This window comes from Proteus faecis (genome assembly GCF_003144395.1).
In the GTDB taxonomy this organism is placed as follows: Bacteria; Pseudomonadota; Gammaproteobacteria; order Enterobacterales; family Enterobacteriaceae; genus Proteus; species Proteus faecis.
The window spans coordinates 71,091-85,720 of the sequence record NZ_PENZ01000049.1 but is presented as its reverse complement, the minus strand read 5'-3'; the positions used below and the strand labels follow the sequence as shown (position 1 = coordinate 85,720).

At 38.4% G+C, this 14,630-nt stretch carries 11 protein-coding genes; 4 read left to right on the top strand and 7 right to left on the bottom strand.

Annotation, left to right across the window (positions count from 1 at the left end; genetic code table 11):
- Positions 1 to 430: 430 nt before the first annotated feature.
- Positions 431 to 1,897: a dipeptide/tripeptide permease DtpA gene (gene dtpA / locus DK858_RS17090; protein WP_109398432.1), complete on the top strand. Its 1,467-nt coding sequence runs from the start codon at positions 431 to 433 to the stop codon at positions 1,895 to 1,897.
- A gap of 135 nt (positions 1,898 to 2,032) precedes the next feature.
- Here dtpA and DK858_RS17085 read toward each other — a convergent pair whose 3' ends face one another.
- Positions 2,033 to 3,406: an MFS transporter gene (locus DK858_RS17085; protein ID WP_109398431.1), complete on the bottom strand. Its 1,374-nt coding sequence runs from the start codon at positions 3,404 to 3,406 to the stop codon at positions 2,033 to 2,035.
- A gap of 771 nt (positions 3,407 to 4,177) precedes the next feature.
- On the opposite strand from DK858_RS17085, the gene DK858_RS17080 reads away from it, so the two are divergent.
- Positions 4,178 to 4,399, top strand: coding sequence for a hypothetical protein (locus tag DK858_RS17080; RefSeq protein WP_109398430.1), 222 nt, complete (start codon positions 4,178 to 4,180; stop codon positions 4,397 to 4,399).
- A gap of 71 nt (positions 4,400 to 4,470) precedes the next feature.
- Here DK858_RS17080 and mgtE read toward each other — a convergent pair whose 3' ends face one another.
- From mgtE to purM, 6 genes are all read right to left on the bottom strand, one after another.
- A complete protein-coding gene (gene mgtE, locus DK858_RS17075; protein ID WP_109398429.1) occupies positions 4,471 to 5,934 on the bottom strand; it encodes a magnesium transporter in 1,464 nt (487 codons plus the stop codon).
- Positions 5,935 to 6,166: 232 nt separating this feature from the next.
- The gene (gene ppx / locus DK858_RS17070; protein ID WP_109398428.1) at positions 6,167 to 7,699 is read right to left on the bottom strand and encodes an exopolyphosphatase; all 1,533 of its coding nucleotides are present in this window, start codon (positions 7,697 to 7,699) and stop codon (positions 6,167 to 6,169) included.
- Between the two features lie 4 nt (positions 7,700 to 7,703).
- Positions 7,704 to 9,785 (bottom strand): polyphosphate kinase 1, encoded by a 2,082-nt coding sequence (ppk1, locus tag DK858_RS17065; protein WP_109398427.1) that lies wholly within the window; start codon positions 9,783 to 9,785, stop codon positions 7,704 to 7,706.
- A gap of 46 nt (positions 9,786 to 9,831) precedes the next feature.
- Positions 9,832 to 10,422: a spermidine N1-acetyltransferase gene (gene speG, locus DK858_RS17060; RefSeq protein WP_109398426.1), complete on the bottom strand. Its 591-nt coding sequence runs from the start codon at positions 10,420 to 10,422 to the stop codon at positions 9,832 to 9,834.
- Positions 10,423 to 10,528: 106 nt separating this feature from the next.
- On the bottom strand, positions 10,529 to 11,158 hold the full coding sequence (purN, locus tag DK858_RS17055; protein WP_109398425.1) for a phosphoribosylglycinamide formyltransferase: 630 nt from the start codon (positions 11,156 to 11,158) through the stop codon (positions 10,529 to 10,531).
- 13 nt (positions 11,159 to 11,171) lie between these two features.
- Positions 11,172 to 12,212, bottom strand: a complete 1,041-nt coding sequence (purM, locus tag DK858_RS17050) for a phosphoribosylformylglycinamidine cyclo-ligase (protein WP_109398424.1) — start codon at positions 12,210 to 12,212, stop codon at positions 11,172 to 11,174.
- 231 nt (positions 12,213 to 12,443) lie between these two features.
- On the opposite strand from purM, the gene upp reads away from it, so the two are divergent.
- Both upp and uraA read left to right on the top strand, forming a co-directional pair.
- Positions 12,444 to 13,070, top strand: coding sequence for a uracil phosphoribosyltransferase (upp, locus tag DK858_RS17045; protein ID WP_109398423.1), 627 nt, complete (start codon positions 12,444 to 12,446; stop codon positions 13,068 to 13,070).
- A 188-nt stretch (positions 13,071 to 13,258) separates the two neighbouring features.
- A complete protein-coding gene (uraA, locus tag DK858_RS17040; RefSeq protein ID WP_109398422.1) occupies positions 13,259 to 14,560 on the top strand; it encodes a uracil permease in 1,302 nt (433 codons plus the stop codon).
- The last annotated feature ends 70 nt before the right edge of the window (positions 14,561 to 14,630 follow it).

Here is a 14,630-nt window from a genome sequence, read left to right as displayed (position 1 = left end):
AGGCCAGCGTAAATCCGTCACACAGACGGTTGCGGTCTAAGAAGTGGGAAGCCTCGCCCGACAGGGCGGGGAGCAGTCACCAAATAAGGGATAAGCAGTAGCGTAGCTTAATTGTTTATATAGGGATAATTAAGTGAAAAATAATTTATTTATTATCAGTGAGTTATTTTGTTTGATGTTTTTTTAACCGCATAACTATTTTGTACAAATGCCTGTAACTATGATAAAACGCAATAGTTAGTTATAATTCTTAGATAATTATTCTTTCCAGTGATAGAATGCCAACCTTGTTTTTCTCTGCGTTGAACTCTTTTCAAAGAATAACAATCCAGTATGAAATTCACCGAGCTTTAACTCTGTCTTGAATAACGAAAATTTTGTAAAAATCAGCCTAACTATAAAGGCGTAATAGAATAATTAGAGGTTTTTAGTGTCAACTGCAAACACACCTGATGATGGACAAAAACCGAGTCTGAATGCATTTAAACAGCCTCGTGCGTTTTATCTCATCTTCTCAATCGAATTATGGGAACGTTTCGGCTATTACGGTCTGCAAGGGATCATGGCCGTTTACTTGGTTAAAATGCTGGGGATGGGTGAAGCGGAAGCAATCACTGTTTTTGCTGCATTTACCGCATTAGTTTATGGTTTTGTTGCTATCGGTGGATGGCTTGGGGATAAAATCCTTGGTACTAAAAGGGTTATTATTCTTGGCGCGATCGTACTGGCAATTGGTTATGCGATGGTGGCATTCTCTGATCACGATAAAGATGTGATTTATTGGGGATTAGCAACAATTGCAGTGGGTAATGGTTTATTTAAAGCTAACCCATCTTCATTATTAGCAACTTGCTATGAGAAGGATGATCCGCAATTAGACGGTGCATTTACTATGTACTATATGTCTATTAACGTCGGTTCATTCTTATCTATGTTAGCAACACCATGGTTAGCGGCTAATTATGGTTGGGATGTTGCGTTTGCATTAAGTGTTGTAGGGATGTTGATCACTTTGGCAAACTTTATGGTTTGTCGTGGTTGGATCAAAGATAAAGGTTCTAGACCTGATTTTGAACCACTTAATTATTTAAAATTGTTGTTAACGCTGGTGGGTATCGTTGCTTTAACGGCAGTATCGACTTGGTTGTTACATAATAATGAAGTGGCAAGTTGGTCTTTAGCGGTCATTTCACTAGGTATCATCCTGATTTTTGCGCGTGAAACCTTTATGATGAAAGGTGTGGCACGTCGTAAGATGATTGTTGCATTCTTACTGATGGTTGAGGCTGTGGTATTCTTTGTTCTTTATGATCAAATGCCAACATCTTTAAACTTCTTCGCAATTCATAACGTAGAACATTCTCTGTTAGGCTTCAGTGTTGAACCAGAGCAATTCCAATCACTTAATCCATTCTGGATCATGTTAGCAAGCCCACTTTTAGCAGCTGTATATAACTTTATGGGCGACAAACTGCCAATGCCTTATAAGTTCACCGCTGGGATGTTTTTAAGTGCGACCGCATTCTTAGTACTACCACTGGGTGCAAGCATGGCAAATGAAGCGGGTATTGTGTCTTCATGGTGGTTAGTTGCAAGTTATGGTTTCCAAAGTATTGGTGAGCTAATGATTTCAGGGTTAGGTCTTGCTATGGTTGCTCAACTTGTACCACAGCGTTTAATGGGCTTTATCATGGGGGCTTGGTTCTTAACTTCGGCAGCTGCTGCAATTATTGCAGGTAAAGTTGCGAGTTTAATGGCAGTACCAGAAGATGTACAAAGTGCTCACGCTTCGTTAGAAATTTATAGCAGTGTATTCTTACAAATCGGTATTGTAACAGGCGTTATCGCAATTCTAATGCTGATCACAGCACCTATGCTAAGTAAAATGACACAATAATTTGTGTTATTGAAAAACAAAAAATTTAAGAAAAATAAAGGATGCTATAAGGCATCCTTTTTTGTTGTATATAGAAAAAATACAGCTCCTATTAAGGAGCTGTATTGAACGGAAGGGGGTGATAATGAGTTGCTCTTAACTAACAACTTTATCAATTTGTAATGTAACTTCTTTCTCTCTCACTTTCGGTGTTACCGCGGTCCAGCCTTTATAGGCTAAAGGTAAGAATGCAACCACGATAGCTAAGGCAGAAACACCAGCAACATAATAAGCACCTGCCATTGCGGTTTTTTCTAACCATATTCCTGTTAACATTGGCGTTAATCCACCGAACAAGGCATAAGCCATATTATAAGCGAAAGACAAACCAGAAAAACGAATTGAGGGTGGAAATGCTCTTGTGCTAACAATAGGTGTAGTTGCAATTGCTCCAACAAAAAAGCCCATCAGAGCATAGTTAAACGCCAACTGGAAACCGGACATTGCTACATCTAAACTGCCATAAAAATGGAATGCAGTAACAATTAAACCACCCCATGATAATGTCATTGATGCGCGTGTTCCTAATTTGTCACCAATCCAACCCCAGAATATGCAACCTAAGGTTAAGGTTAATGTTGCAACACAGTTCGCTTCTAATGACGTTGTTCTATCAATTTTATAGATCCCTTCAACAATGACTCCGGGGGTCATCAAAATGGTGACAACAATGGCCGTTGATAAAGACCATGTTAATGCAGCAGTAATTAAACACGCTTGTTTATGATTTTTAATAACTGAAACCACAGGCATTTCTTGTGCTAACGCTTTTTTTGCTGCCATCTCTTTAAAGATAGGGGTTTCTTGTAAAAAACGACGTAAGTAAACAGAGATTAAGCCAAAAACTCCCCCTAAGATAAAGGGAATACGCCATGCAAAATCATTCACTTCTTGGGCTGTATAGCTACGTTGAACGATAATCGCCACAATTGAACCTAATAAAATACCGCCAGTAATGCCAGAGGTTAATGTTCCTACGCCTAAGCCATAACGTTGTTTTGGTGTGTGTTCTGCGATAAACACCCAAGCACCCGGCATTTCACCACCAATAGCGGCACCTTGCATAATGCGCATTAATAACAACAATAATGGTGCTGCAATACCAATGCTGGCATAAGTTGGTAATAAACCAATAACTAATGTTGGTACAGCCATTAAGAAGATACTTAAGGTAAACATACGTTTACGTCCAATAATATCTCCGTAGTGTGCCATAATAATGCCACCCAAAGGGCGAGCAAGATAGCCCGCTGCAAAAATACCTAATGTCTGCATTTGTGCAATAAAGGCGTTATCACCAGGAAAGAACAAGTGGCTCAATGTTTTCGTAAAGAACACGAAGATCACGAAATCATAGAACTCCAATGTTCCTCCTAGTGAGGATAAACCCAACGTTTTATAGTCGTTGCGATTCAATGGTCTTGCCGTAGGTTGACTCAACGGCTGAGTGGAGTGTGATTGTGATGTCATAATAACAACCTATAATAATCATCGTGATAAAATAAATAAGTAATAAGATCACAATTAAATTCTTTTTAAATTAGCAAATGAAATAGAGTGAAAATAAATAACAGCAAAAGGTTATTTAAAGGCTATTTATGCAAGAAAGAATAATATTGTGATGATGGTTTAAGTTATAACAGGAAGCTCTTAATAATGTAAGTGGATGAAATTAAAACAACATCATTAACCTTTTTGTTATTTATTGTTAGTTTTGTTTACTTTGTTGATTTTGTTTTTTGAAAGAAAACTCTGCATTATCAATTTTTATCAATAGATAATAAATATATTATATGTATTGAAAGCAAGTAAGAATTCTATGTTTTTAAATAAAGAAGGTTTAATGTTGAATATATTTATTCAAATTTAAATAAGTATGGAAAATAAGAAATTAAGTAATAATTTAATTTATTATTTTCCATAAATAAAGTTATTACTAGATAATTAAGAAAGCTAACAGTATTTATAATGAAAGATATGATCTGATAGAAAATGGATTATTAGAATATTCTGCTGTATGTTAAATCTCGATGCGTTAAAATTAAATTCCAATAAATATTAATTTGTTAAAATTTGATTTCAATGTAATTTACAAAGATAATTTTAATTTGGTATTTTTATGCATAATGTGGTTTTTTTGAGCTTTCAGTTGGATTGAAAATAAAAACAAAAAATAGGCATCAAAAAAACGATCCTTGGTTATAATTACATCAGTAAGCCAATTGTTATATCGGAGGATTTATGGTCTCTATCTCAATGAGTGCTGTTCTCTTAACTGCAATTGCTCTGTTCGTATCGTTTTCTATTGTTGCATTAGGTGGGGGATTAGTATTAAAAACTCTGCTTAATAACACCAATCAAAATGATAGCTATTTATTAAGTGATTCTTTTAAAAAGACTTTTATTACTTCATTGATTATTGCATTGTTGCTTATCTATTATTACCTCTCTACAACGGCCTAATATCTATTTGATTGGCATAAAAAACGCCACTGTATTTTATTATCAGTGGCGTTAGTGTAATAAGGCGTATCTTAGACTAAGAAGATAGTTGCTAAACCTAAGAAGATAAAGAAACCACCTGTATCGGTAATAGCGGTTATCATAACGCTTGAGCCAATTGCGGGATCTTTACCTAATTTAATCATTGTCATTGGGATTAATACCCCCATCATGGCAGCCATTAAGAGGTTTAATACCATCGCCATTGTCATGACTGCACCCATAGCAATATCGCCATAGAGTAGGAAGGTGACAATTCCCATTATGCCTCCCCACACAATACCATTAATAAGGGCGACACCTAACTCTCTTAAAATCAAGAAAGAGAAACTACCCGTTTGTATTTGATGTAGTGCTAAAGCACGAACAATCATTGTGATGGTTTGATTACCTGTATTTCCCCCAATACCCGCAACAATCGGCATTAATGTAGCGAGAGCGACTAATTGAGAAATAGTATGTTCAAACACACCAATCACACGAGAAGCCACAAAGGCGGTACATAAGTTAATAGCAAGCCAAGTCCAACGTGTTTTAACTGCTTGTCCAACGGGCGCAAAGACGTCTTCTTCTGGACTCAAACCACCCATACGACGAATATTGGTATCGCTCTCTTCATGCATGTTATCAACGATATCTTCAACAGTTAATCGCCCCATTAGAAGACCATTACTATCGACAACTGCCGCTGAAATTAAGTCATAACGTTCGAACGCACCCGCTGCATCTTCACCTTTTTCTTCAGGCATAAAGCTAACGGTATCTGTTTTCATTACATCAGAGACAAGCTTATCCGGAGATTGCGTTAAAACGGTGGTTAATGGAAGTTCGCCCAACAGATGGTTTTTATTATCAATAACGAAAATTTTATCCGTTGCTTCAGGAATAGAGCCTCGTTGGCGTAGATAGCGTTGTACCGTTTTTAATGTGACATTCCCTCGTACAGTGACGAACTCAAAATCCATCATCTGACCGACACTGTCTTTGGGATATTGCAGAACTTCTCTTATTCTATTACGCAGGCTTGGTTCTAAATAGGTAAGAAGGCGACGCATCGTATCGCGAGGTAAGTGTTCTGCGATGTACGCTTGCTCATCCACATGTAATGTGGCGACCGATCGTAATAATTCACGGTCAGTCATATCTTTAATTAAACTGTCCCAAACGGCGACAGAAGCTTCGACTAAAACAGCACCACGTTCATTATTATCAACCAAATGCCACAGAGCTAGACGTTCGTCATAGGGAAGGGCTTCAAGAATATCTGCAATATCTGCCGCGTGTAGATCTTGTAGTAATTCTCTAACAGTGGTGATTTTTTCATGAAGTTCATGGTGGCTCAGCCTATCATTTTCACTAGCTTCACCTAAAACGGTTTCAACAAAACGTTCATCTTCGAGAAAGATGCTCAAAATTTGCTGACGCAGGTGTGCCACTTTTTGTGAATACGGATTGATGGCAGCCGCAGTATCATTGTTGATAGCTGTTTGAGACATGTTATTCCTTTTTAATTCTTACGAGGGAGATAACCACTGACACTAATTATTCCATTTTAGGATGATTATCGGTCTTCTCCGTATAAAATATATGAATCTTGAACAATATTGCGTTGGTGATGTTCATATTATGGTCACAAATCAAACCTATGTTGTTATGTGATAGTCGTTGTATGATAGATGCAACAAAAGACGCATTGACTAGCGTCTTTTTCTGTATAATATCATATTGTTAAGCAGATTCCTCTTTTATATCTAGTTTCCAACCTGGAACTGACTGCCAATGTTCTTGTTCTTTTTCTAAATCCAATTCCATCAATGTGTTATCGGAAAGATATTTTTTAGGAAAGTAAAGCGTCCAATGATTTTCATCTGTAACTAAACGCAAAGATGTCGGTTTTGTTGTCGATTGTCGCTGATTATTAAGTAAAGTCGCTAGCCTTAGTATTTGTACGAGTGGAAAATACTGCTTCTTTTTATAAAGATTAAATTTAGGCAACTCATCTAACTTGATCCCTTTTCGGTGATAGCGAACGAGGGTTGTTAATAACAGTTGTTGCTCTTGATTAAAACCGGGTAAATCCGTATTTGAAAGAATATAAGCAGAATGACGATGTAATCCACTTAAATTAATGCTTAATCCTACTTCATGTAACATGACAGCCCAAACTAAAATAGCTTCTAAATCAGGGCGAACCAGTTTTGGATTTTGCTTTGCCCACTGAGCGTAAAGCGATTGCATTGTGTCAAGAACACGTTTTGCTTGTTCTCTGTCAATATTATAGTGCTCTGCAAGGCTTTTAGCTGTGCGCTGTCGAATATCTTGATGGCGAAATCGGCCTTCCATTTCGTAAAGCACACCTTCACGTAATGCACCATCAGATAGGTGTAAGGATTTTAATCCTAATGAATCAAAAATACCGCATAAAATTGCCAAACCTGGTACAAAAACACGTTTACGTTCATCAGATAAACCTGGCAGGGTAATATCTTTAAACTTCTTAAATCGTAAAACTTGCTTAGTGAGCATAAGTAGGCGTTCAGGTGTGATAACACCGTCTTTTTCACCAAGCTCAACTAAGATCTCATGGGCAGCTTTAATTGTTCCTGATGCACCTAAAGCCACATCCCAGCCTGTCATATTGTATTGCCATGCAATTTTTTCCATTTTACGTGCTGCTTTTTCTCGCGCTTTACGAAAAGCGGATTCGCTAATTTTTTGTTCTGGGAAAAATTGACGGCTGAAACTGACACACCCCATGCGTTGGCTTTCGATTAAAATGGGTTCAAAATTTTCACCAATAACGAGTTCTGTTGAACCACCACCGATATCGATAACGAGTTTTCGACCTTTTTCAGATTGAGTGTGTTCAACACCCATAAAAATAAGTCGCGCTTCTTCATGGCCTGAAATAATTTCGATAGGATAAGGAATAACGTCTTTGGCTCGTTGAAGAAAGACTTTAGCATTAGTGGCGACACGTAAAGTATGAGTTCCTACGACGGTGACATTTTCTGCTGGGAAACCCTGTAACCTTTCAGCGAAAAGAGAAAGAGCCGAGAGCCCACGTAACATAGCCTCCTCGCTTAATTCGTTATCATCATCAAGTCCATCAGCAAGATAAACTCGCTGTTTTAAACGGCTTAATACTTGCAATGCACCATTAACAACTCGTGCAATTATCATATGAAAACTATTAGAACCGAGGTCAATAGCCGCAATTTCTAAAGGGCGTGGTGAAGAGTCATCTTGTGATAAAGGCATAAAATTACGCTCGTGAATCTGGTTGTTCTAACAATTTAATGTACTCATAGACAGCAAGCTGGGAACGGATTTTACGTTTATTTCCACGAGGAACATAGTTATTTGTTAAATCTTTATCGATATAACGTGCTTTTACTGTGTCATTAAATTGAATATCCAGTATATCTAGAACGCGCTGTTTGAGTTGAGGATCAAGCAAAGCCACCGCAACTTCAATACGGTAGTCAAGGTTTCTTGTCATCCAATCTGCAGAAGAGAGAAAGATCTTTTCATCGCCTTTATTAGTGAACACATAAACACGGTCGTGTTCTAAAAAGCGGTCAACAATACTGGTTACCTGAATATTTTCACTAAATCCTGGTTGATTAGGGACTAAAGAACACATTCCACGGACTAATAATCGTACTTTTACGCCAGCTTCTGATGCGTCATAAAGGCGATTAACTAACTCTTCATCAACTAAATTATTTACTTTTAATGTGATCCCCGCAGGGTGTCCGGCTTGAGCACTGTGAATTTCATTTGTGATTAATTGATTTAAAAGAATACGTGAATTTTGTGGTGAAACCATTAAATGTTCAAAAGTTACAGGGCGATAAGGGTTTTCAATAAAGTTAAAGACACGACGGACTTCATTGGTAATTTCGGTGTTAGCTGTTAATAGTGAATAGTCAGTATAAAGACGGGCTGTTTTTTCGTTAAAGTTCCCCGTACCAATATGAGCATAGCGAATGATTTCACCATTTTCTAAACGTGAAATAATAAATAACTTCGCGTGAATTTTTAGGCCAGGAGCAGAGAAAATAACATGTACACCAGCTTCTGTTAGGCGTTTTGCCCAGTGGATATTTGCTGCTTCATCAAAACGTGCTTGTAATTCAACAACGACCGTAACACGTTTACCGTTATGTGCAGCGTGTATCATTGAATCAATGATCCGTGAGTCTTTAGCAACACGGTAAATATTGATTTTTATTGAGATAACACTTGGGTCAAAAGAAGCTTGGCGCAACAATTCCAGCACATGTTCAAAAGTATGATAAGGATAATAGAGCAAGACATCGCGTTCACGTATGGCGTCAAAACCATTACGGAAGTTATCAAACCAAATATGGCGTAGACGTGGGATCGGTTTATTTAAGAGAAATTTACTACCTTCATTTGGGAAGTTAATAAAATCTTTAAAATTATGATAGCGACCACCAGCAATGACGGAGTCATTATTCGATAAACCTAACTTACTGCGCAGTAATGCTACCATTTCATCAGGCATATCACGCTGATAAACAAAACGAACAGGCTCTGCAGTAAGACGTTGCTTTAATGTCGATGACATCATTTCAAGTAAACTTGATTCCATTTCTGTCGCAAGATCGTACTCTGCATCTCGCGTCATTTTCATGGAATAAGCACTTAATGACTCATAATCAAAAAAGCCTTTAAACACTTCATCAAGACAGTAGCGTAAAATATTATCCAACAAAATCATGGATTTTTTCTTACTACGCCCCTGATCTGTTGGCAGAATAACGAAACGAGGTACTTTATCTGATGGAATTTCTAGCAGGGCATAATGAATAATTTGCCCTTGCACTATCTCAACGGCTAAATAGGTATAGTCATCCTTAAGAAACTCAACCAAGTCTGTTTCAGGATTAATTAAAATAGGTGTGATGTGTTTTCTTAAATTTTGACGGAAATATTGACGTAACCAGATCTGTTGATTAGGTGAGATTTGGCGTTCATTAATTAAAAAGATTTGGTTTCGCGCCATTTCAAGTAACAAATCATTGTATAAAGCATCAAACTCTTGGTCGGCTTTAGCCACTTTTGATTGGATCTTCTTTATAAGATGGCGGGCATGACTCGATGCAGAGCGTGAACCCCGCTCTTCATTAATTAGAATACGGCGTTTTACATCAGCAAAGCGAACCTTGTAAAACTCATCAAGATTATTTGAATAGATCCCCAGAAACCTGACTCTTTCAATTAACGGGTTTCGTTTATCAGCCGCCTCTTGTAATACACGTTCGTTAAACGCAAGCCAACTGATCTCTTTATCAATATAGAGTCGTTCCTGGGACATCTGAACTCCAACAAGGGTTAAAGTTAAAACTTAATATCTGAATAAATCAGACGTATTGCTTAATAGTCGCACCCGGTTTAACAAAATTTTCGGGTTTCGCCTCTTTGGCTTTTTGTTCAAAATAGGGCGCTTGGAAAGTACACATTCTAATCGCAGAACGGTAGGCACCGTTAACAAAAAACTCATCTATTAAATCACCTTCTTTTTTAAAGCCAAGTTTTTCATAAATATGAATTGCCTTGGCATTCTCTTTATCGACGATTAAATAGAGCTTGTACAAATTAAGTACAGAAAAAGCATAATCCATCGCAAGCCTTGCTGCGCGTGCAGCATATCCATGGCCTTGATGCGCAGGGGCGATGATGATTTGAAATTCAGCACGACGGTGAACATAATCAATTTCAACCAACTCGACAAGCCCAACTTTAGTGCCATTACTTTCGGCAATAAAACGGCGTTCACTTTGGTCGTGAATATGTTTTTCATAAAGGTCGCTTAACTCGATAAAAGCCTCATAAGGCTCTTCAAACCAATAGCGCATAACGCTGGCGTTATTATCAAGTTGGTGAACAAAAGAGAGATCTTCTCGTTCGAGAGGACGTAATTTTATAGGTGGAACTTTCTTACCACCGGACATAAGCACCTCGGTGAATGCATTGAATAAAAAGAGAAAAGGGTGACACAAAAAAAGTCACGCGGGCTACAGTGTAGCACAATGTGACTTTTTATCTTAAATGAAATAGTTACCCAAGATTGTCGAAAAGTGCAATATCATCGAGAAAGGCTTGATTATTCTGCATTTTTAATCGCTCATCAGCTAACCACCCAATCGCTAATGGATAGATACGGTACTCTTCCGCTTGTATTCTTGTTTGTAATGATTGTTCAGTATCATCTGGTAAAACAGGAATACGCGCTTGAATGATCATAGGGCCACCATCAAGTTCTTCTGTCACAAAATGGACGGTAACACCATGAAAAGAGTCTTTATTTGCTAAAACTTGGCGATGAGTGTGTAACCCGGGATATTTAGGAAGCAAAGAAGGATGGATATTTAATAGTTTATGCTGATAATGAGTGACAAAATCAGGCGATAAAATACGCATAAAACCAGCTAAAACCACAATATCGGGCTGATAAGCATCGATTTGTTCAATTAATGCTTTATCGTAATCAGCTCTATCATTATATAGAGTTGGATCAATAAAATAAGTTGGAATATCAGCAAGTTTTGCCCGTTCAAGACCATATGCATCAGCTTTATTACTTAAGACAGCAACCACATTACCTGTGATTTTATTTGCCCTACAGGCGTCAATAATCGCCTGTAGGTTGCTGCCGTTTCCTGAGATGAGGACAACAATATTTTTCATTCACATGCTTTCATTAGTTAATAATAACTTGTGCTTCACCCGCAGCTTGTGGCGCAATTTCGCCAATTAACCATGCGTTTTCACCACACTCAGCAAGATGTGCCAATGTTTTTTCAACATCATTTGGGTTAACGGCAATTAACAATCCAACGCCACAGTTAAAGGTACGATACATTTCATGTGTGCTGACTTGTCCCGCATCTTGTAACCATTTGAAAACCAGTGGCCATTCCCAGCTTTTACTGTTAATACGCGCTTGTGTGTTTTCAGGTAATACACGAGGAATATTTTCCCAGAATCCACCGCCAGTGATATGCGCTACCGCGTGAATATCAACATTTTTAATTAGTGACAGTAAGGATTTTACATAGATACGAGTAGGCGCTAGCAGATGATCAGCCAATGATTTATCACCTAACGGTGTGTTTTCGGCTTGTGTATTGCTGACTTCAAGAATTTTTCTGACTAATGAATAACCATTAGAATGAGGACCACTTGATGCTAAAGCAATTAGCGCATCGCCAGCTTTAACTTTGCTACCATCGATAATTTCTGATTTTTCAACCACACCAACACAAAAGCCTGCGATATCATAATCATTACCGTGATACATACCTGGCATTTCAGCAGTTTCACCACCTACTAATGCACAACCAGATTGTTTACAACCTTCTGCAATACCTGTTACGACACGAGCTGCGGTATCGACATCTAATTTTCCTGTGGCATAGTAGTCAAGGAAGAAAAGAGGTTCAGCACCTTGAACAATTAAATCGTTGACACACATTGCGACTAAATCAATCCCGATGTCATCATGGCGATTTAAATCCATCGCAAGACGAAGTTTAGTTCCTACGCCATCTGTGCCTGAAACTAAAATAGGTTCACGGTATTTAGATGGAATGGCACAAAGTGCACCGAAACCACCTAATCCCCCCATAACTTCAGGACGGCGGGTTTCTTTTACTACACCTTTGATACGATCGACTAAAGCATTACCTGCATCAATATCGACACCGGCATCTTTATAGCTGAGAGAGGATTTGTTAGTCACGTAGAGCCCTCACGGCAAGTTGCTGTTAAGAAAAAATGTGTGCAGGTGCTATTCTAACAGGCAAAGCAAACGTTTGCGAGGATCTTCTTTATAGGTCACAATTATTCATGTTGGTGTGGTTAAAAGCTGTGCGCTTGATCAATATCAATAGAAAAACGATGGAATGTTGGCAAAAAAGCGGTATAATCTCGCGATTTTTTTGTCAGGCTGCGTCGTACATTAGGAGAAATTATGAAGATCGTTGAGGTAAAACACCCACTCATTCAACATAAATTGGGGCTGATGCGAGATCATGATATAAGCACTAAACGCTTTCGTGAACTGGCTTCAGAAGTTTCCAGTCTACTGACGTATGAAGCTACCGCCGATTTAGAAACAGAGACGGTAACAATAGAAGGTTGGTGTGGTTCGGTAGAGATAGAACAGATTAAAGGAAAAAAAATCACAGTAGTTCCTATCCTCCGTGCAGGTATCGGGATGATGGATGGAGTATTAGAAAATATTCCTAGTGCCCGAATCAGTGTAGTTGGCGTTTACCGCGATGAAGAAACATTAAAACCCGTCCCTTACTTCCAGAAATTAGCATCCAATATTGAAGAGCGTATGGCTCTTGTTGTTGACCCTATGTTAGCAACAGGCGGCTCTATGATTGCCACAATTGATTTATTAAAAAATGCGGGCTGTACTTCAATTAAAGTATTAGTACTGGTTGCTGCTCCAGAAGGTATTAAGGCATTAGGAGATGCTCATCCAGATGTGGAATTATATACTGCATCTATTGATAGCCATCTTAATGAGCACGGGTACATCGTTCCAGGTCTTGGCGATGCTGGTGATAAGATATTTGGTACAAAATAATAGTTAAGCCGACTTTGATAGTCGGCTTTTTTTTGGATCACTTATTATTAGACTCTAAATATTTTAAGGCGCCGTTAGGTGACGAGTGCGAGTGAGCACAGTTAGCAATGTGGCGATTTAAAGTAGGACGAGTAAAAAGTTAAAAATACAAACCAATTTCACATTCATATTAAAGAGAGGTCGTAAGCATGACTCGTCGTGCAATCGGGGTAGAAGAGCGCCCACCATTATTACAAACAATCCCGTTGAGCCTTCAACATCTGTTTGCAATGTTTGGCGCCACCGTACTTGTGCCAATTTTATTTAAAGTTAATCCGGCAACAATATTATTATTTAACGGGATCGGAACCCTGCTTTATCTCTTTATTTGTAAAGGACGTATTCCTGCTTATTTAGGTTCAAGTTTTGCGTTTATTTCACCCGTGTTGTTACTTTTACCATTAGGATATGAATTAGCGCTTGGCGGGTTTATCGTCTGTGGTGTGTTATTTTGCTTAGTGGCTGGTATTGTAAAAATAGCAGGGCGAAGCTGGATTAATGTGATGTTTCCGCCTGCGGCAATGGGCGCAATCGTTGCCGTCATTGGGCTTGAATTAGCAGGAACTGCTGCAGGAATGGCAGGATTATTACCAAGTGCAGATGCACCAGTTGATAGTCAGACACTGCTTATTTCGATGGTGACTTTAGGTGTGACTATTTTAGGTTCTGTGATGTTTAGAGGATTTCTTGCTATTATTCCTATTCTTATTGGGGTATTAGCAGGTTATGCACTCTCTTTCTTCTTGGGCGTTGTTGATATTACACCAATTAAAGAAGCTAACTGGTTTGCACTACCGACATTCTATTCTCCGCGTTTTGAATGGAGTGCTATCTTTATTATCCTACCCGCTGCACTAGTTGTTATTGCTGAGCACGTTGGGCACCTTGTTGTCACCGCAAATATTGTGCAACGCGATTTAATGAAAAATCCGGGATTACATCGTTCTATGTTCGCAAACGGTTTCTCTACCATTATTTCGGGTTTCTTTGGTTCAACACCAAATACCACTTATGGTGAAAATATTGGTGTTATGGCTATCACTAAGGTTTACAGCTCATGGGTTATTGGTGGTGCGGCAATTCTCGCCATCTTATTATCTTGTGTGGGTAAACTGGCTGCGGCTATAGCTGCTGTGCCTGTTCCAGTTATGGGTGGGGTTTCATTACTGCTTTACGGTGTGATTGGTGCATCAGGTATTCGTGTCTTGTTAGATTCAAAAGTGGATTATAATAAACCGCAAAACTTGATATTAACGGCTATTATTCTGATTGTTGGTGTGAGTGGTGCTTCCATTCAAATTGGTGCGGCTGAATTAAAAGGCATGGCATTAGCAACCATCGTGGGTATTGTTTTAAGTTTGATTTTTAAACTCGTCAGTATTATTCGTCCCGAAACAGAATTAGTGGATAACACCATTGAGTCGGTTAGTGGTACAGCAAATAAAAAGTAATCGATTGAGAAAATCTAAAGCAATATACTGAAATTAATAAAAAGGTGGATGATCTCCACCTTTTTTATTG